Raw genomic sequence first — 18,382 nt, forward strand, 5'->3', positions numbered from 1 at the left:
AAGGTGATGGCGTCGCGGTCGCGGAACTTCGCCAGCTTCTCCGGCTTGTCGGGGATGAAGTTGTTGCCAGCCGTATCGGCGTGTCGAGGCAACAACTTCATGATCGACGGAAGGTCCACCGCAGAGGGGGTCAGATCAGGCGAAGCTGGCGGTCCTTGGGGCGGCGGGGTTCGGTCTCGCCGAACCGCTCGAACAGGCCCGGGTCGACAGCGGTGAGGAACGGCGAGGGTGTGCAGTCGCGCTCCTTGCCGTGGCGGGTCCGGCGGGCGGCGTGACTGACGTACAGGCGGTCCTGGGCCCGGGTCAGGCCGACGAAGAAGAGTCGGCGCTCCTCGGCGACGGCGTCCTCGTCGGGCGCCGAACCGGGCCAGCGCAGCGGCAGCAGCCCGTCCTCGACGCCGACCAGGAACACCACCGGGAATTCGAGGCCCTTCGCGGCGTGCAGCGTCAGCAGGGTGACCGCCTCCGCACGCGGGTCGAGCGCATCCACCTCGGCGCCGGTGCCCAACTGCGACAGGAACGCCTCCACGTCGTCGCCGCAGCGCTGCGCCAGCGGGGTCAGCAGGTCCACCGCGGAGCGGACGTCCTCGGGGCGGACGGCGCCACCCGTGCCGTCCAGGGTGGGCACCGCGAACCGCTCGGCGACCACCTGGCCGGCCAGCCGTACCCGGGCCGCCAGCGACCCGGCCAACCCGTCGGCGTGCCGCAGCTCGCGAGCGATCACCGCCACCCCCGGCCGGTCCCGCAGCCGGTCGTGCGAGCGCTTCTGCACGGGGATGTTGGCCCGGGTCAGGGCGTCCACGATCGGGGCGGCCTGCGCGTCGGTGCGGTACAGCACGGCGATGTCGGAGAACGACAGCGTCGTGGACCGGCCGTCGATCCGACCCGAGTCGAGGGATCGGTGGGACAGCCCGCCGACCAGTTCGTCGACCGTCCGGACCACGAAGTCGGCTTCGTCGGCCACGGACGACGCCGGGTACCGGCCGACCAGCGGTGCCTCCGGGTCGAGCCGTGCCGGATCCAGTCGCCGACCCTGGACCAGCGACGACGGCGCGATGGCCTGCACGGCGGCCGCCAGAATCGGCGCCGACGAGCGGTAGTTGCGGTTGAGCCGGACGAGCCGGGCGTCCGTGAAGTCCTGTGAGAAGCGCAGGAAGTAGCCGACGTCGGCACCCCGGAAGGAGTAGATCGCCTGATCCGGGTCACCGATGGCGCAGAGGTTGCCGTCGGCGGGGCTGAGTAGCCGCAGCAGCTCGTACTGCACCGCGTCGACGTCCTGGTACTCGTCGACGAAGATCCACCGCCAGCGGTCCCGGTACCGCTCGACCAGCTTCCGGTCGGTTCGCAACAGCTCCACCGGGACGCTCACCAGCTCGTCCAGGTCGACCAGGTCCTGCTTGCGCAGCAGCGCTGTGTAGCCGGCGAGATCGTCGCCGGCCTCCGACCTCGCCGCCGCCCGCTCGGCGTCGTCGGCGATCCGGAAACCGGCCGGAAGGCCCGCCGCGTCGGCGTTCTCCCGCAGGATGGTCAGCCCCAACGCGTGGAACGTGCCCACGGTGACGTCCTCGGCGACCGGGCCGAGCAGCCCGTCGAGGCGGTGCTGTAACTCCTCGGCCGCGCGGTGGGTGAACGTGATCGCGAGGCAGTGCTCGGGAAAGACGTTCAGCTCCGCGCAGAGGTACGCGATCCGGTGGGTCAACGTCCGGGTCTTGCCGGTACCCGGGCCGGCCACGATGAGCAGCGGTCCGCCGGGAGCGGACGCCGCCACCCGCTGCATGGCGTCCAGCCGGTCCAGCAGGCCGGTGCCGACCTCCTCCATCCCGGAGAGCATCGGCTCGAACGGTTCGTGCGGTGACGGCGGCGGCGCGATCGGTGGCGCGGGAGGCGGGGCCGGCTTGCGCTTCGGCTCCGCCTTGGCCGCCGCCGGGCGCTTGGCCGTCGCGCGAGCCGCCGGCTCCGTCGGCCGTCGTTGCGCCGGCACGGGTACGTCGAACAGCGTCTCCTGTGCCGTGCCCGCACCCAACTCCGCAGGATCGAACAGCGTGATCACCCCGTATTCGCCGTCGTACCCCGGAACCCGGCGTACGTCGCCCTGCCGTAGCCGCCCGATGCCCTCGGCGAGCAGTTCACCGCCGGTCTGCGCGATGTCGGACAACGGCGTCGTCGTCAGGATCTCCAACTCGGGGCCGAGTGCGGCGAGCAGCTCGTTGAGTCGCCCCTCGACCTTCTTCGACCGGGCGCCCACCTTGTTGATCTCGCCAAGGATCTCGGCGAGCGGCACCAGGTGGGTGACGTCCCGGGCGTGTGCCGGCCGGTGCCCTTCGGCTCGGTCGGCCAGCTCCTCGATGCGGCTGAGGACACCCACGGTGAGCGGCTTGCCGCACTCCGGGCAGAGCCCTCCAGCGGCCCTCGTCCGTTCCGGCGACCAGGTGACTCCGCACAGTCGGTGCCCGTCCGCGTGGTACTTGCCCTCCTCCGGAAAGAACTCGATGGTTCCGGCAAGGCCGTCGCCGGTGCGCAGGGCCTCGCGGATGGCGAAGTAGTTCCGCTCGGCGGTCAGCACGGTCGCCTCCCGGCCGAGAGCCGGCGGCGAGTGCGCGTCCGAGTTGGAGACGAGTTGGTAGCCGTCCAGACTGCCGACCCGCCAGTTCATCGCCGGGTCGGACGAGAGGCCGGTCTCCACGGCGAAGATGTGGTCGGCCAGGTCCGCGTAGCAGTCGGCGATCGCGTCGAAGCCGGACTTCGAGCCCAGTGCGGAGAACCACGGCGTCCAGATGTGCGCCGGCACGAGGTAACCGTCCGGACTGGCTTCCAGGGTGATCTCCAACAGGTCCCGCGAGTCCAGACCGAGGATCGGCCGGCCGTCGGAGCCCAGGTTGCCGATCCGGCCGAGAGCGGTGTTGAAGCGGGCCACCGCCTCCAGGTCGGGCAGGTAGATCAGGTGGTGCACCTTGCGGGTGCGGTCGTCCCGCTTGTAGATCGTGGAGATCTCCACGCTCAGCATGAACCGGATCGCGTCCGCGTCGGTCGTGCCCGCGAGTCGTGGCGGCAGCCGGCGGGCGATGTCGCGCTCCGCCTCCGGGTCGAGCCGGTAGAGCCCCGGCTCGGCCGGCCGCAGCGTCTCGACCAGGTGGTCGTACCAGGCGGGGTGGGTGAAATCGCCGGTGCCGAGCAGCGCGATGCCCTTGCGCCGCGCCCACCAACCCAGGGTCGGCAGGGTCAGGTCGCGGCTGCACGCGCGCGAGTACTTCGAGTGGATGTGCAGGTCCGCGACGAAGGGAGGGAGGCCACCGGGGGGTACGGCGCTGAACGGAGGCACGCCGCATCCTGTCACGCCCGCTACGCGGCCCGCCTTCCGCCACGCGCGGACGTGACGTCCGCTATGCCGAGCGCAACTCCACGAGGCTGATCTGCGGCTCGGCCCCCACCCGCACGGGCGGACCCCAGAAACCGGCGCCGTTGGTCACGTAGACCTTGGTGCCGTCGACCTCACCGAGGCCGCTGACCACCGGCTGCTCAAGCTTGACGACCAGGTTGAACGGCACCACCTGGCCGCCGTGCGTGTGCCCGGAGAGTTGCAGGTCGACGCCGTAGCGGGCCGCCTGCTTCGCGGCGAGGGGTTGGTGCGCGAGCAGGACGACCGGACGGTTCGGGTCGCGGTCACCGAGGGCGGCCTCGAAGTCCGGTCCGGCGGCCAGGCCGGTGCCCTTGGGGTCCGCGTTCAGGTCGTTGACGCCGGCCAGGTCGAGCACACCGCCCCGGGCCTGGATCTCCTGCCGACGGTTCTGTAGCACCCGCAGGCCCAGCCGGTCCACCTCCTGGACCCACTCCTCGACCCCGGAGTAGTACTCGTGGTTACCGGTGACGAAGAAGTTGCCGTACCGGGAGCGCAGGTCCCGCAGCGGGGTGGCGGCCGTGCCCAACTCGGCGACCGAGCCGTCGACCAGGTCGCCGACGACCGCGACCAGGTCCGCGTCGAGGCGGTTGATCGCGGCGACGATCCGTTCGGTGTGCGCCCGGCCCCGCAGGGGGCCCAGGTGGATGTCGGAGACGGTGGCGATACGCAGGCCGTCCATGCTGCGGGGAAGCTTCGCCAGGGGGATCTGCACCCGGTCGAGGTGGGGCGGACCGAGCGCCGTGCGGACGCCGTACCCCGTGATGCCGGTGGCGGTGAGACCGGCGAAGATGGCCGCCCCGCGGGCCAGCAGCAGGCGGCGGCCCGGGTCGTGGTCCGGTGCCGCTACCGCGCCGCTGGCCGGCGGATCGGCGGGCCCGGCGGCTCCGACCAGCACCGGCTCGGGCGCGGCGGCGGTCGGCTCGGCGGCGGTCACCCGGCGGCGCAGCACCAGCCGCGCGACAAGCATCGGCACTTCCAGCACGACCAGCATGACCAGCAGGTAGAACATGACGGCGAGCCACAGGTAGCCCGGCCAGGCGAGCCAGTAGAAGCCGGCCTGCGTCCCGACGAGGGTGGCCGGTACGAGAACCGCCAGCACGAGGGCGGCGATCCCGCCGACCCGCCGCCAGCGACCCGGCGTGGTGGTGTCCCGGATCAGACGCTTCCACAGATAGAGGTGGATCAGGCCGGTGACCAGCGCCAGGACGCCCATGAACCCCAGAACCGCCAACATGTGCGCCCCCCTCAGCCGCCCGCGAACGGCGGCAGGACATCGATCGTGGCCCCGCTCGGCAGGGGTGCCCGACGATCATGGCAGGTGACGCCGTCCACGAGGAAACTGGCCACGCGCAGTACGGCGGCGAGACGGTCGCCGTGCCGCTGGGCCAGCTCGGCGGTCAGGTCGTCGAGTGACCGGCCGGCGGGGGTGACCTCCTCGGACCGGCCGGCGGCGGCGCGCGCCCCCGCGAAATAGCGGACGGTCAACGGCCTCGGCTCCACGGATCAGCCCCCGATCGCGGACATCGGCCGGGTCGGCTGGAGGAAGGTGGGATCGTCGATGCCGTGGCCGGCGCGTTTGCCCCACATCGCGGTGCGCCACCGCCGCGCCAACTCGTCGTCGGTGGTGCCGTTGCGCAGCGCCGCCCGCAGGTCGGACTCCTCGGTGGCGAACAGGCAGGCGCGGACCTGACCGTCGGCGGTCAGCCGGGTCCGGTCGCAGTCGCCGCAGAAGGGCCTGGTGACGCTGGCGATCACGCCGACCCGGGCCGGGCCGCCGTCGACCAACCAGGTCTCGGCCGGTGCCGCGCCGCGCTCGGCCGGATCAGGGCTGAGATCGAACTGGGTACGGAGACTCGCCAGGATCTCCTCGGCGGTGACCATCGTGCTCCGGTCCCAGCCGTGCTGCGCGTCCAGCGGCATCTGCTCGATGATCCGCAGGTGGTAACCGTGCTCGAGTGCGAAGCGGAGCAGAGCCGGCGCCTCGTCCTCGTTGACCCCGCGCATCAACACCGAGTTGATCTTCACAGGCTCAAGGCCTGCGGCCGCCGCCCCGGCGAGCCCGGCCAGCACCGCGTCGAGGCGGGGGCGGCGGGTGAGCTGGGTGAAGCGGGCCGCGTCCAGTGTGTCCAGCGAGACGTTCACCCGGTCCAGGCCGGCCGTCCGCAGCGCGGGTGCCAGCCGGTCCAGGCCGATGCCGTTCGTGGTGAGCGAGATCCGGGGACGGGGGTCGAGGGCGGCCACCGCGGCCACGATGCCGAGCAGGCCGGGTCGGATCAACGGCTCCCCGCCGGTGAAGCGCACCTCGGTCACGCCGAGCTGCTCGACGGCCACCCGGACCAGCCGGACGATCTCCTCGTCGGTGAGCAGGTCGGGGCCGGCCAACCAGGGCAGCCCCTCGGCCGGCATGCAGTACGTGCACCGCAGGTTGCACTTGTCGGTGAGCGACACGCGCAGGTCGCGCGCGACGCGGCCGTACCGGTCGACGAGGACGCCGTCGGCGCCTGGGGCGACACTCACCGGTCGACCGTAGCGCGCTCGACGCCGCTGAGGGCGGCTCGGGCGACCTGGACAACCGCATCGCGGTAGCCGGAACCGAACAGTGCGGTGTGCACGAGCAGCAGATGCAGCTGATGAAGAGGCACCCGATCGCGCCAGCCATCGGTCAACGGCCAGTCCTCCCGGTACGCGGCCAGCACCCGGTCGAGGTGCGCGACACCACCGAAGAGCGCGAGTTGGGCGAGGTCCGTCTCGCGGTGCCCGCCGTGCGCCGCCGGGTCGATGAGCCAGGCCCGATCGTCGAGGCCCCACAGCACGTTGCCCGGCCACAGGTCGCCGTGGATGCGAGCCGCCGGCTCGTCCCCGCCGAACTCACCGATCCGCCCGATCACCCGCTCGATCAGCGCGGCATCGCTGCTGGTCAACGCACCGCCGTCAACCGACAGGCGCAGATAGGGGTTGAGTCGGCGCCGCGCGAACCACGTCGACCAGGGACCGTCGTCGGGGGTGTTGTCCTGCCCGAGGGCGCCGATGAAGCCGGCCCACGGCGCCCCGAAGGTCGGCGCGCCGGCCCGGTGCAGGGCGGCCAGCTCCCGACCGAAGCGTTCGGCGGCCTCCGGCGTCGGCTCGCCGGGCTCCACCCAGTCGAGCGCCAACAGGTCGGGCAACGCCACGATCACCTCGGGTACGCCGATCGCCTCGGCCTCCCGCAGCCACCGCAGCCCGGCGGCCTCGGCAGCGAAGAAGCCCTCGGGCGCCGGCCGGTCGGCCCTCTCCGGCCAGGACTTGGCGAAGACGGAGTGGCCGTCGTCCAGAGTGAGCCGGGCGGCGGCGCAGATGTTGCCACCGGCGACCGGCGTCTCCCGGAGCCGCTGATGGGTCCGGAACGTCGGCAGGTGTGCCGGGTTCGCGCGCAGGTACGCCAGGTCCATCAGCGCACGGTAGCCGCTGCCCATGACACTGCGGTGTCTTGTCGGCACACCGAATGACGCCCACCTGCATGAATACGTTCCGTAGCTGTGGACAGACCGCGTGTCATCCACAGGGTCTGGAAGGCTTCGCGGCTCGGACGCAGCCTTCCTGCATGACCTCGACCGACCGTGCGAAGCTCTCCGTCCGCTCGCCCGCCGACCTGATCGCCGCCGTGCCGTACCTGCTCGGCTTCCACCCCGCCGACAGCGTGGTCGCGGTGGCGCTGCGCGGCCGGCAGATCATCTTCGCCGCCCGCGCCGATCTGCCCGACCCCTCGGCGGACCTGGTCGACCGCGCCCGACACCTGGCCGGTGTGATCCACCGGCAGGGGGCGGAGGCCGCCACCGTGGTCGGCTACGGGCCACCCGAGAAGGTGACCCCGAGCGTGGACGCGGTGCGAGCCGCCCTGACGGCGGCCGGCCTGAAGGTGCTCGACGCGCTGCGGGTGACCGACGGCCGGTGGTGGTCCTACCTGTGTACCGAGGCGGACTGCTGCCCGCCCGAGGGTCGGCGCTACGACCCGCAGGCCAATCCGGTGACCGCGTCGGCCGTGTTCGCCGGCCAGGTCGCGCTCCCCGACCGGGCGGCCCTCGTGGCGCAGGTGTCGCCGGTCGACGGCCCGGCCCGCGAGGCCCTGCACGCGGCCACCGTCCGGGCCGAACGACGACTGGTCGAGCTGATCGGGCAGGCCCCCACCAGCGACCTCCTCGGCGGGCGGGCACTGCGTTCCGCCGGGGTGGCGGCCGTCCGCGAGGCGCAACGTCGACAGCGGCGTGGCGAACGGCTCGACGACGACGAGCTCGCCTGGCTCAGCCTGCTGCTCAGTCACCTGCCGGTGCGGGACCACGCCTGGGAACGCACCGACGGCCGCGACCGGGACATCGACCTCTGGACCGACGTGCTGCGCCGGGCCGAGCCGGAGTTGACCGCCGCACCGGGCGCGCTGCTGGCGTTCGCGGCCTGGCGGGCGGGGCAGGGGGCGTTGGCGGCGGTCGCGCTGGAACGGACGTTGAGCCTGCACCCCGACTACTCGCTGGCCCTGCTCCTGGACGACCTGCTCCGGCGCGGGGTGCCACCCTCCGAGCTGGACGGCTGGCCTGCGGTCGGTATGCCCGGCGTGGTCCGTCCCCGCAAGCGGCGCCGACGTGGCCGCCGCTGACCCGCGCGCTCCGCGCCCCGGCTCGCGAGCCCCCGAGCAGGCGGCGGCGTCCTGCGTTGATCGACTCCAGGTCGGCGAGGTGGGGGTTTCGAGGCGTCTGGATGGCCCCAGATCGGCGAACTGGTGTGGACCACCGCTCGGGTCAGGCCGCCTGGTCGACCGTGATCCTCTGCGCCCCGGCGTAGACGTTCATCGTCGGGCCGCGCAGGAAGCCGACGAGCGTCATCCCCGCCTCCTCGGCCAGCTCGACGGCGAGAGTGCTCGGCGCGGACACCGCGGCCAGCAACGGCAGGCCCGCCATCCACGCCTTCTGGGTCAGCTCGAAGCTCGCCCGGCCGGACACGAGCAGCAGATGCCCGGCCAACGGCAGGCGGCGTTCCCGTACCGCCCAGCCGATCACCTTGTCCACGGCGTTGTGCCGACCGACGTCCTCCCGGAGCACGACCAGCTCACCGGCCGACGTGAACAGTCCTGCCGCGTGCAACCCGCCGGTACGGTCGAAGGCGCGCTGGGCGGCACGCAGCCGGTCGGGCAGTTCGGCGAGGAGCGCGGCCGGCACGGCGAGCGGGTCCGCCGTGACGTCGAACAGCGACCGCGTCCGGATCGCGTCGATGCTGGCCTTGCCGCAGACCCCGCAGGAACTGGTCGTGTAGAAGTTCCGGGACGGGTCGGTGGTCGGCTCCGGCGCGCCGGGGGCGAGCACCACGTCCACCACGTTGTACGTGTTCGGGGTCTCCGCGCCGGCGCAGAGCTGCGCGGTCAGCACATCGTCGGTCGAGCGGATCAGCCCCTCGGTCAGCAGGAAACCGATCGCCAGGTCCAGGTCGTCCCCGGGGGTGCGCATGGTGACGGCGAGCGGCTTGCGTCGACCCGGGCCGGCCGGGCCGACCCGGATCTCCAGCGGCTCCTCCACCGAGAGGTTGTCGGGCCGCCGGACGGCTGCGCGCCCGTCGGCCGCGTCCAGGTCGATCCGCAGTACGCGCCGTCGGTCAGTCGCCCGTCCCATCCCGCCATCCTGCACCCCACACCGGCACGCCCGCACGGCCGCCGGTCATCGGGCACCGTGAGCAAGCGGGCAGACCGCGCCAGGTACGCGCCGACACCGGGCGGTCGAGCGTCGGCACGGCTACCGTGACCGGGTGGGGACGTACGCCGCCGTGGTGCTCGCGGGTGGGGCCGCCCGACGGATGGGCGGGGTGGACAAGCCCGCGCTTCCGGTCGGCGGCCGATCGATGCGTGACCGGGTGCTGGCTGCGGTCGGCGACGCCGCGCCCCGCGTGCTGGTCGGTCCCGGTGGCGGCGTCACGGACGGCGTACGGGTGACCCGCGAGGATCCTCCCGGAGGCGGACCCGTCGCCGCGACGGCGGCCGGCTTGGCGCTGCTCGACCCCGACACGACGCTTGTCGCGCTGCTCGCCGCCGACCTGCCGCTGCTCACCCGCGCCGCGATCGGCGACCTGCTCGACCACCTCGCCCCGCCCGTCGCTGCCCGACCCGACAGCCTGTCCAGCCCGCAAGCCCTGGCTGGCAGCCCGGCATCCGCCGCCCCGGCCGGCAGCCTGTCCAGTCAGCGAGCCCCGGCTGACAACCCGTCCGGCCGGCGAGTCGGCGCTGTCCCCGACCGCGAGTGGCCGGCTGACGGGGTGTGCTTCGTCGACGCGAACGGCCGGCGGCAGTCACTCTGTGGGGTGTGGCGGGTCGAGGCGCTGCGGGCCGGGCTGCTGCGGCTGGCCGCCGAACGGGGCGGCAGTCTGGCCGGTGCCTCGATGCGGGCGCTGTTCGCCGGTCTGGCGATCCGCGAGGTGCCGTGGGCCGGTGACGGTCCACCGCCGTGGTTCGACTGCGACACTGACGAGGACGTACGCCGGGCGGAGGAGTGGGTGCGATGACGGTGTTGGACGACTGGGTCACGGCGGTCTGCGCCGAGGTGGGTCTGGACCCGACCGAGGTGCCCGTGTCGGCGGTGCTGGACCTGGCCCGCGACGTTGCCCACCAGGTGGTGCGACCCGGTGCGCCGGTCAGCGCGTACCTCCTCGGGGTGGCTGTCGGTCGCGGCGCCGACCCGGCGGATGCGGCGGCCCGGCTCAGCGCTCTCGCGGCCGACTGGCCGGTCCGGCTGGACGCCGAACTCGCCGATCCCACGTCCTGACCTGCCGCGCCGGGCACGGAGGACGTGGCCGTCTCCGGTGCGGGACGACGGCCGGTGTCCGATCCCGGTCCGGGCTGATTCGACGTCCGGAGCGCGTGGGTAGGGTGATCGGAACGGACGGAGGCGATCATGACGGCTGACCACCCCTCGGCGTCGGACGGAGAGCCCGGCGGTACATCCGAGCCGGCGGAGTCGATCCTGCTCGACGGACCCAGCACCACCGACCTGCGCGCCAAGGTGACGGAGGCATGGCGGGAGTTCTCCCGGATGCTCGCCCTGCGGCTGCGGGAGTTGCCGGCCGGCGCGCACCTCGAACTGACCCTCGACCCCACCGCCTCCGGTACGGGGGACGCCGTCTACTCGATCAGCGTCGACGCGGCCGACGACGGCGGGCTCTCCGCCCGGGCGGTCGGTAACGCGGCCCTGCCGCAGGGCTACCGGCTGGACCGCGCCGCGGTGGCGGACATGGTGGCGCTCGGCTGGTCTCCGCCCGGCGTGGTGGCCGGCTCCGGGGGTTCGTTCGGCCTGGACGGCACGGCGGCGGACGTCAACCGGATCGCTCCGCTGCTGTCCCGGACGCTGCGCGACGTGTACGGCGCACCGCACCCGGCCTTCCTCGTCTACCTCGTGCACGACGCCGAGGGTGAGCCGTTGGCCGTGGAGCCGTTGGGCACGGCGCGCAGCGAGTTCGGGCCGGACGCCGACGTCGAGAGTGACCTCCAGGAGGCGCTGGCCGAGGCGGCCGCCGACCGGGACGACGTGCTCGACCTGCCGGAGCGCGTCCGCACCGTGGTGTCCACGATGCTGAAGTCCGACGCCGAGCAGTTGCAGATCGACTCGGACGGCGACATCACCATCCGGGCCGGCTCGGCGATGGTCTTCGTACGGGTGCGGGACAACCCGCCCCTGGTGGACGTCTTCTCCCCGATCCTCACCGAGGTCGAGCCGACCGAACGGCTCTACGTCAAGCTGTCGGAGCTGACCAACCGGATGCCGATCGGTCGGCTGTACTGCGCCGACGACACGGTCTGGGCCTCGATCCCGGTTTTCGGCCGTAACTTCCAGGCGACCCATCTCATGCTGGCGGTGCAGGTGATGACCGGTCTCGCCGACGAGTTGGACGATCGTCTCCACGGCGAGTTCGGGGGCAAGCGCTTCTTCGGCGAGGGCGACAAGTCGGTCCGCGGTGACGATTCCCAGCACCGCACCGGGATGTATCTCTAGCTCACGTCGAGCAGGGTCTTGCCGACCGTCGCCCGCCCCTCGATGGCGGCGTGCGCGTCGGCGGCCCGTTCGAGGGGGAAGCGCTGGCCGATGAGCGGCCGGAGCTGCCCGGCCGCCGCGTCCGCCAGGACCGCGACGGTGTACGCCCGCAGTCGCGCGGGTGGCACGTCCGGCCGGATCAGCGTGATCCGGCGTTCGGCGGCGGCATCCGGCGTCACGGGGGACCATTCGCCGCTGGCCAACCCGTAGCTGATCATCCGGCCGCCCGGGGTCAGCAGCTCGAACGCCGTCCGGGCCACCGCACCGCCGACGCCGTCGAACACCACGTCGACTTCGCCCACCTCCTCGCGGACGCGGTCGGCCCACTCCGGCTGCAGGTAGTCGACCGCCACTTCGGCGCCCAACCCGGGTAGCAGTGCCACCTTGCGCGGTCCGCCGGCCACACCGACCACGCGTGCGCCGGCCCGCGTCGCGATCTGGACGAGCATGCTCCCCACCCCGCCGGCGGCGGCCTCGACCAGCACGCGGTCGCCGTCACGGACGCCGACCGCCTCGACGAGCATGGTGGCGGTACGCCCGTCGGCGAGCAGGGCCACGGCCGCGTCCAGTGCCAGCCCGGTCGGCACGTCGATGGGCGCGGACGCGTCCACCACGACCTGTTCGGCGTATCCGCCGGCGCCGCCGGTGGCGGTGACCACCCGTTGCCCGATGCGGGCCGGGTCGACGTCCGGTCCGACGGCGGTGATGATGCCGCCGACACCGTTGCCAGGGATCATCGGCGGGGTGTACCGGTTCGGCCCGGGCCGCCCCGAGCGCTGCTGCGTCTCGACGAAGGTGACGTTCGCGTGCGCGACGTCGATCGACACCTGGCCGGGGCCGGGCGTCGGGTCCGGCGCCGGGCCGGGCGTCAGGACCTCGGGACCGCCGAACTCACGTAACCAGATCGCCCGCATGGAATCTCCCTCGTGTCGTGCCAGGAAGCCACGAGTCCAACACCTGAACCTCGGTTGAGGTCAAGCGCCGGTGGACGGCCCGACGCCGGGGGATTCGACCAGCCGGGACAGCACGATGGTGCTGCGGGTGGACGTCACGAACGATTCGGCGCGTAGTCGCTCGAGTGCCGCCTCGAGATGGGCGATGTCGGCGGCCCGCAGGTGCACCAGCGCGTCCGCTTCGCCGGAGACGGTGTACGCGCCGACCACCTCGGGGTGACGGCGGGCGGCCACGCCGATCTGCGCGGGGGTGGTCCGGCCGGCACAGAACAGCTCGACGAACGCCTCGGTGGTCCAGCCGACGGCCGCCGGGTCGACGACGGCGGTGAATCCCCGGATGACGCCGGTGGCGCGCAGTCGGTCGACCCGGCGCTTGACCGCCGGGGCGGAGAGTGACACCCGGGTGCCGATGTCGGCGTACGAGGCACGGGCATCAGCGACGAGCAACGCAATGATCCGCTGGTCAACGGCGTCTATCTGCAACGTTCCGCCTCTGAAAAGCAATGGTTGTGGCTGTTACGAAAGTTCAACGATACCTACTGTTGGTGACCGTGAACCAGCAGCGAGTCCCGCGAAAGCGGACATATCTCATGTGCTCGCCCGAGCATTTCGCGGTCGAGTACGCGATCAATCCGTGGATGGACGTGACCACCCCGGTGGACCGGGAACTGGCCGTCAAGCAGTGGGACCGTCTGCGCGAGACGCTCGTCGGACTCGGCCACGAGGTGCACCTGCTCAGGCCGGAGCCGGGGCTGCCCGACATGGTGTACGCCGCCAACGGCGCCTTCGTGGTCGACGGCAGCGTCTACGGCGCGCGGTTCAAGCACGAGCAGCGGACCGGCGAGGCCGCCGCGCACCACGCGTTCTACGAGCAGCAGGGCTGGCGGTTCGTCGCGCCGAGCGAGACCAACGAGGGCGAGGGCGACTTCGCGTACGTGCCGGAGGCGCACGGCGGGCTCATCCTGGCCGGGCACGGCTTCCGTACCGAGATCCCGGCACACGCGGAGGCCCAGGAGGCGCTGGGACGGCCGGTGGTGTCGCTGCGGCTGATCGACCCCCGCTTCTACCACCTGGACGTGGCGCTCGCCGCGCTCGACGACGCGAACGTCGTGTACTTCCCCGGCGCGTTCTCCGCGGCGAGCCAGCGGGTCCTCACGCAGCTCTTCCCGGACGCGGTGATCGCCGACGACGAGGACGCCATGGCCTTCGGGCTCAACCTGGTCAGCGACGGCGCGAACGTGGTGCTCAACAGCGAGGCGACCCGGCTGGCCGGCAAGCTCAAGGCGGCCGGCTACACCCCGGTCCCGGTGGAGCTGGCCGAGCTGAAGAAGGGCGGCGGCAGCGTGAAGTGCTGCATCGCCGAACTGCGGCACTGACCCGAACACTGCCGCGTACGGCAGGGGCCGGCCTCCCGTCGGAGGCCGGCCCCTGCTGCTTCGCCTGGTGGGCGCTCAGCCCAGCGTGGCCAGCTCGTTGATCAGCACGTTCGACATGACCTGACCGTCGCGCTGGACCTCCCGCAGGTACCACTTCTGCTGCGGGGTACGCGGCTGGTTGAACTGCCAGATGCCGCGCGGGCTGTCGATCTGGCCGATCCGGCCCAGCGCAAGGTTGACCTGTTGCGGGGTGGGCGCCCCGCCGGTCAGCTGGATCGCCTGGTCGAGCACCTGTGCCGCGTCGTACGACGCCATGGCGTAGGTGGTCGGGGTGGTCTGGTGCTTCTTGCGGTACGCCGAGGCGAAGACCCGGTTCGACGTGCTGTTGAGGTCGGCCGAGTAGTTCAGGGCGGTCTGGATGCCCAGCGCGTCCCGGTCCAGGCTCTCCAGCACGGAGCCCTCGGTGAGGAAGCCGGGGGCGTAGACGGGTCCGGAGAACTGGTCGCGCAGTTGCTTGATGAACTCCACGGCGGCCGCGCCCGCGTAGAAGCAGAACACGGCGGTCGGGTTCTTACGCAGGGCCTTCTCGATGTCCGCCGCGTAGGTGGTCTTGCCCGGGTTCGGGGTGGGGTTGGTGTTGGTGACCGGGTCCGCGATGCGCGGGTCGGTGGGGCCGAACTCCTGCCGGAAGCCGCGCACGACGTCCGGGCTGCCCACGTTCTCCGGCACGATGATCGCGATCCGGCCGTTCGCCGGTAGCTGGTCGCGCAGGTAGCGGCCCAGCGCCCGCCCGGCTTCGTCCAGCACGTACGAGGTACGCCAGATGTAGACGACGCTCTGCAGGCTGCTCGGCGAGGCGTTGGACCCGATGAGCGGGATTCGGGCCTCCTCGACGGTGTCGCGGATGCCGACCATCACCGACGAGTTGACCACGCCGGTGAGCGCCAGCACGTTCTGCTTGAGAAGCTGGTCGACGGCGGCCTTACCGGTCTTGGCGGTCTCACCCTCGTCGGCCGTCAGCAGCTCGACCGGATGGCCGCCCAGTTGCTGGTTGTGCAGGTCGAGGAAGAGTTGGAAGCCGTTGGTGATGTCGTCACCGATGGACTTGAAGCCGCCGGCCTTCGGTGCGATGAGACCGATCTTGATCGGGCCCTTGGTGGGCGTCGGCTGGGCGTCGGTGTCGGAGCCGCACGCTGCGGCGAATCCGGTCGTACCGAGCGCGGCCAACAGTTGGAGCGCCCGCCTGCGATTCATCTGCGACACCGAATTCCTTCCCAGGAGCGTTGCAGGGCGAACAGCGCCCCACCGGCGTTCTACCTGCTCGGGCGACGCTGCGTCAATGGCTAGTGATCATCGTGCAAGGACCGCAATGCATCGAGCAGCCGGGGCCACGCCGGAGACTCCGGGTCGATCAGCCCGAAATGCTCGCATGTGGGCAGCTCGACAAGGGAAATATCGGATCCTGCGGCACGAGTCGCTGTGACGAAATCCCGGCTCAGCGAGGCCGGTACCTGCTGATCCAGAGAGCCGTGCACAACTACTGTGCGTATCCGCATCGGTACCAATGATCGTGGATCTGCTACCGCGTATCGCTCCGGCACCTCCGCCGGGCCGCCGCCGAGCAGCGCGGCCACCGCCCCGGAGTCCAGATCCAGCCGGTACGCCTCGGCGAGATCGGCCACCGGAGCCAGGGCCAGCACCCCCCGCACCGTCGACGGCGCGCTGGCCGCCGCGAACAGCGCCAGGTGGCCACCGGCGGAATGACCGATCAGGATCGGCGCGGACGCGCTCACCCGGCCGGGCAGAGCCTCGGCGACCAACTCCGGCAGCGCCGCGACCCCGGCCAGGACGTCGGTCAACGTGCCCGGCCAGCCACCGCCCGGCTGCCCGGTACGTCGGTACTCCAACTGCGCTACCGGGTACCCCTGGGCCGCCAGCGCGGCGGCCAGCGGCCCGGTGTGCCGTCGGTCGTACTCGGCCCGCCAGAAACCGCCGTGCACCACCACGACCAGCGGTCGGGCCGGGCCGCCACCCGCCGGGCGGCGCAGGTCGGCAATCTGGTCGGGGTGGTCGCCGTAGGCCACCGTCAGGTCCGCCGCCGGCGCGGGCCGGGTCAGCACGGCGCGTGGGTCGGCAGGCATGGCGAGACGGTAGCGCGCCCCGCGCGGGTGGTTCGGTCCTGGGAGTCGGTCCCGGGCGGCATGGGTCACGCCGCCTGGGTGAAGATGGACCCCATGACCGCTGAGCAGAACGACCAGCCCGGCCCCGACGACTCCGGCCACTCCGGCACCGTGGTGGTGGTCGGTCCGGACGGGCGGCCGATCGGCACCGTGCAGACCGAGGAGGGGCAGGGCGAGGACCCGACCCGCCTGGTCGAGCAGCCGGCCAAGGTGATGCGGATCGGCAGCATGATCAAGCAGCTCCTGGAGGAGGTCAAGGCCGCCCCGCTGGACGACGCCAGCCGCCACCGGATGCGGGAGATCCACGAGCGCTCCATCGTCGAGCTGAAGGAGGGCCTCGCGCCCGAGCTGCGCGACGAGCTGGAGCGGATCTCGCTGCCCTTCACCGAGGACAAGGCGCCCAGCGAGAGCGAGCTGCGCATCGCACACGCCCAGCTCGTCGGCTGGCTGGAGGGCCTGTTCCACGGCATCCAGGCCGCCCTGGTCGCCCAGCAGATGGCCGCTCGGGTCCAGTTGGAGCAGATGCGCGGCGGCCGCCAGGCGCTGCCCAGCGGCCCCGGTGGCGTCGTCCCCGGCATCCCGGGCATCGGCCAGCCGGGCGGCGGTGAGGGTCACAACACCGGTCAGTACCTCTGACGGGTCACTCGACCCCGAAGACCTTCTCGAGGTACGCGGCCACGCCGTCCTCGGAGTTCGTACCGGTCACCTCGTCGGCGACCGCGAGGACGGCGGGGTGCGCGTTGGCCACCGCCACGCCGCGCCCCGCCCAACTCAGCATCGGCACGTCGTTGGGCATGTCGCCGAAGGCCACCACGTCCGCCGCGGCCACACCGAGCCGGTCGCAGTACCAGTCGAGCCCGGCCGCCTTGGTCACCCCGGCCGCGGATATCTCCACCAGGCCCGACGACGACGAGTGCGTCGCCTCGGCCAGCCCCACCAGCGCCGCCGCCACCACCGCGACGAACGCGTCCGGATCCTGCTCGCCAGCGCGGGCGAGCAGCTTCACCGCCGGGAGCGAGAGCAACTCCTCCGGCGTCTCGATCGGCCGGATGGCGTTCGAGTCGGCGTCCCAGCGCAGCGGGTACTCCGTCTCGTGCCGCATCTCGCGGCTGTCCATGATCTCCACGGCGAAGCGGATACCGGGCACCTCGGCCCGCAGGCGCTCGGCCACCTCGGCCAGGTGCTGCGGCGCGAGCGGATCGGCCCGCAGCACCTCGTCCCGCACCGGGTCGTAGACCACCGCACCGTTGGCGCAGACCGCCGGCAGCGGCGCGTCCAGCTGGTCGTACACCATCTGCAGCCAACGGACCGGGCGGCCGGTGACCAGGACGACCGGCGTGTCTCGCGCGGTGAGCCGCGCGAGCATGGTGGCGGTGCGGGGGCTGAGCGTGTGGTCGTCGCGGATGAGCGTGCCGTCGATGTCGGTGGCTACCAGCCGAGGGGTGTCTCCCATCACCGGGACAGTAGCCGGTCCAGGTACACCGCCACCCCGTCGTCGTCGTTGCGCAGGGTCACCTCGTCGGCGGCGGCGCGGACGTCCGGGTGCGCGTTCGCCACCGCCACCCGCGACCAGCCAGCCCACTCGAACATCGGCAGGTCGTTGGGCATGTCACCGAAGACCAGGACGTCAGCCGGGTCGACGCCGAGACTCTGCGCCACCACCGTCAGCCCGGTCGCCTTGTCCGTCCCGGGCGGGCAGATCTCGATGAAGCCGAGCCCGGCCTGGGTGAGCGTGGCGACCTGCGGCGAGACGATCCGACGGGCCACCGCCAGCAGTTCGTCGACGTGGTGGTCGGCGGTCCGGGCGAACGCCTTGATCACGTCACAGGAGAGGCATTCAGCGCGGCTGCGCGCCTCGAACCGGTCCTGGTAGGGCCAGCTCTCGTGGTAGTCACCCCAGAGCGGGGCGTCGTGTTCGTCGGACGCCTCGACCATCACGGTCAGCGGGCCGACCTCGGCCTCCAGATCGGCGAGCAGCCGGGCCAGCACCTCGGCGGGCAGGCGCTCGTCGCGGAGCACCACCGGGCCCGTCGGGTCGCTCTGGTCGACCACACGTCCGCCGCCGGCCATCACCAGAAAGTCGGCGGCGCGGATGTCGTTACGCGTCAGCTCGGTCAGTCGGGGGCCGCGTCCGGTTGCGCCGACCACCGGAATTCCGGCGGCCCGCACCCGGTCGAGCACCCCATGGGTGTACGCGGAGACGGTGTCATCGCTGCGGACGAGCGTCCCGTCGAGGTCGGTCGCGATCAGCTTGGGCAGTCCCGGGCGGGTCATCGTTCCTCCTTCGCCCACCGCCGTCGCAGCCAACCGTGCGGTCCTGGTGGAGACCCGGCGTGACGGCGGGCAGCAACCGTACCTCGCGGAACGGGTCGCAACCATGGCTTCCCGGCGAATCGGGCACCAACGCACGGCACCCGGAAGGTGTCCACCCCTACCC

The 18,382-nt window shown here is 72.3% G+C and carries 18 protein-coding genes; 6 read left to right on the plus strand and 12 right to left on the minus strand.

Annotation, left to right across the window (positions count from 1 at the left end):
• Positions 1 to 130: 130 nt before the first annotated feature.
• The 5 genes from ABZU91_RS16290 to ABZU91_RS16310 form a co-directional block, all read right to left on the minus strand.
• On the minus strand, positions 131 to 3,319 hold the full coding sequence (locus ABZU91_RS16290) for a UvrD-helicase domain-containing protein (protein WP_355240309.1): 3,189 nt from the start codon (positions 3,317 to 3,319) through the stop codon (positions 131 to 133).
• Positions 3,320 to 3,380: 61 nt separating this feature from the next.
• The gene (locus ABZU91_RS16295) at positions 3,381 to 4,631 is read right to left on the minus strand and encodes a metallophosphoesterase (protein WP_355240312.1); all 1,251 of its coding nucleotides are present in this window, start codon (positions 4,629 to 4,631) and stop codon (positions 3,381 to 3,383) included.
• A gap of 11 nt (positions 4,632 to 4,642) precedes the next feature.
• The gene (locus ABZU91_RS16300) at positions 4,643 to 4,897 is read right to left on the minus strand and encodes a MoaD/ThiS family protein (protein WP_355240315.1); all 255 of its coding nucleotides are present in this window, start codon (positions 4,895 to 4,897) and stop codon (positions 4,643 to 4,645) included.
• Between the two features lie 3 nt (positions 4,898 to 4,900).
• On the minus strand, positions 4,901 to 5,914 hold the full coding sequence (gene moaA / locus ABZU91_RS16305; RefSeq protein WP_355240318.1) for a GTP 3',8-cyclase MoaA: 1,014 nt from the start codon (positions 5,912 to 5,914) through the stop codon (positions 4,901 to 4,903).
• Positions 5,911 to 6,825, minus strand: coding sequence for a fructosamine kinase family protein (locus ABZU91_RS16310; protein WP_355240321.1), 915 nt, complete (start codon positions 6,823 to 6,825; stop codon positions 5,911 to 5,913). The genes moaA and ABZU91_RS16310 overlap by 4 nt, the downstream gene beginning before the upstream one ends.
• A gap of 152 nt (positions 6,826 to 6,977) precedes the next feature.
• On the opposite strand from ABZU91_RS16310, the gene ABZU91_RS16315 reads away from it, so the two are divergent.
• Complete coding sequence (locus ABZU91_RS16315) at positions 6,978 to 8,024, plus strand: DUF4192 domain-containing protein (RefSeq protein WP_355240324.1); 1,047 nt, start codon at positions 6,978 to 6,980, stop codon at positions 8,022 to 8,024.
• A 142-nt stretch (positions 8,025 to 8,166) separates the two neighbouring features.
• Here the strand turns inward: ABZU91_RS16315 and fdhD are convergent, their stop codons facing one another.
• On the minus strand, positions 8,167 to 9,030 hold the full coding sequence (gene fdhD / locus ABZU91_RS16320; protein ID WP_355240327.1) for a formate dehydrogenase accessory sulfurtransferase FdhD: 864 nt from the start codon (positions 9,028 to 9,030) through the stop codon (positions 8,167 to 8,169).
• 133 nt (positions 9,031 to 9,163) lie between these two features.
• Between fdhD and ABZU91_RS16325 the strand changes: the two genes are divergently transcribed.
• From ABZU91_RS16325 to ABZU91_RS16335, 3 genes are all read left to right on the plus strand, one after another.
• Positions 9,164 to 9,913, plus strand: a complete 750-nt coding sequence (locus ABZU91_RS16325) for an NTP transferase domain-containing protein (protein ID WP_355240330.1) — start codon at positions 9,164 to 9,166, stop codon at positions 9,911 to 9,913.
• On the plus strand, positions 9,910 to 10,173 hold the full coding sequence (locus ABZU91_RS16330; protein ID WP_355240333.1) for a DUF6457 domain-containing protein: 264 nt from the start codon (positions 9,910 to 9,912) through the stop codon (positions 10,171 to 10,173). Before ABZU91_RS16325 ends, ABZU91_RS16330 begins: the two co-directional genes overlap by 4 nt.
• A gap of 129 nt (positions 10,174 to 10,302) precedes the next feature.
• Complete coding sequence (locus tag ABZU91_RS16335; RefSeq protein ID WP_355240336.1) at positions 10,303 to 11,397, plus strand: hypothetical protein; 1,095 nt, start codon at positions 10,303 to 10,305, stop codon at positions 11,395 to 11,397.
• Here the strand turns inward: ABZU91_RS16335 and ABZU91_RS16340 are convergent.
• Both ABZU91_RS16340 and ABZU91_RS16345 read right to left on the minus strand, forming a co-directional pair.
• On the minus strand, positions 11,394 to 12,350 hold the full coding sequence (locus ABZU91_RS16340; protein WP_355240339.1) for a zinc-binding dehydrogenase: 957 nt from the start codon (positions 12,348 to 12,350) through the stop codon (positions 11,394 to 11,396). The genes ABZU91_RS16335 and ABZU91_RS16340 overlap by 4 nt on opposite strands.
• A 60-nt stretch (positions 12,351 to 12,410) precedes the next feature.
• Positions 12,411 to 12,872 carry an Lrp/AsnC family transcriptional regulator gene (locus ABZU91_RS16345; protein WP_354814963.1) on the minus strand — a complete coding sequence of 154 codons (462 nt, stop codon included), beginning with the start codon at positions 12,870 to 12,872 and terminating at the stop codon, positions 12,411 to 12,413.
• Positions 12,873 to 12,931: 59 nt separating this feature from the next.
• Between ABZU91_RS16345 and ddaH the strand changes: the two genes are divergently transcribed.
• Positions 12,932 to 13,765 carry a dimethylargininase gene (gene ddaH / locus ABZU91_RS16350; protein ID WP_355240343.1) on the plus strand — a complete coding sequence of 278 codons (834 nt, stop codon included), beginning with the start codon at positions 12,932 to 12,934 and terminating at the stop codon, positions 13,763 to 13,765.
• A gap of 75 nt (positions 13,766 to 13,840) precedes the next feature.
• On the opposite strand, the gene ABZU91_RS16355 is transcribed toward ddaH, so the two are convergent.
• Both ABZU91_RS16355 and ABZU91_RS16360 read right to left on the minus strand, forming a co-directional pair.
• A complete protein-coding gene (locus tag ABZU91_RS16355; protein WP_355240346.1) occupies positions 13,841 to 15,028 on the minus strand; it encodes an ABC transporter substrate-binding protein in 1,188 nt (395 codons plus the stop codon).
• An 80-nt stretch (positions 15,029 to 15,108) separates the two neighbouring features.
• On the minus strand, positions 15,109 to 15,906 hold the full coding sequence (locus ABZU91_RS16360; RefSeq protein ID WP_355240349.1) for an alpha/beta hydrolase: 798 nt from the start codon (positions 15,904 to 15,906) through the stop codon (positions 15,109 to 15,111).
• A 60-nt stretch (positions 15,907 to 15,966) separates the two neighbouring features.
• Between ABZU91_RS16360 and ABZU91_RS16365 the strand changes: the two genes are divergently transcribed.
• Positions 15,967 to 16,581, plus strand: a complete 615-nt coding sequence (locus ABZU91_RS16365; protein WP_355240352.1) for a bacterial proteasome activator family protein — start codon at positions 15,967 to 15,969, stop codon at positions 16,579 to 16,581.
• A 4-nt stretch (positions 16,582 to 16,585) separates the two neighbouring features.
• Here ABZU91_RS16365 and ABZU91_RS16370 read toward each other — a convergent pair whose 3' ends face one another.
• Positions 16,586 to 17,398 (minus strand): HAD family hydrolase, encoded by an 813-nt coding sequence (locus ABZU91_RS16370; protein WP_355240355.1) that lies wholly within the window; start codon positions 17,396 to 17,398, stop codon positions 16,586 to 16,588.
• Complete coding sequence (locus ABZU91_RS16375) at positions 17,398 to 18,219, minus strand: HAD hydrolase family protein (protein WP_355240358.1); 822 nt, start codon at positions 18,217 to 18,219, stop codon at positions 17,398 to 17,400. The genes ABZU91_RS16370 and ABZU91_RS16375 overlap by 1 nt, the downstream gene beginning before the upstream one ends.
• Between the last annotated feature and the right edge of the window lie 163 nt (positions 18,220 to 18,382).

Source organism: Micromonospora sp. NPDC005174 (genome assembly GCF_040608495.1).
GTDB lineage: Bacteria > Actinomycetota > Actinomycetes > Mycobacteriales > Micromonosporaceae > Micromonospora.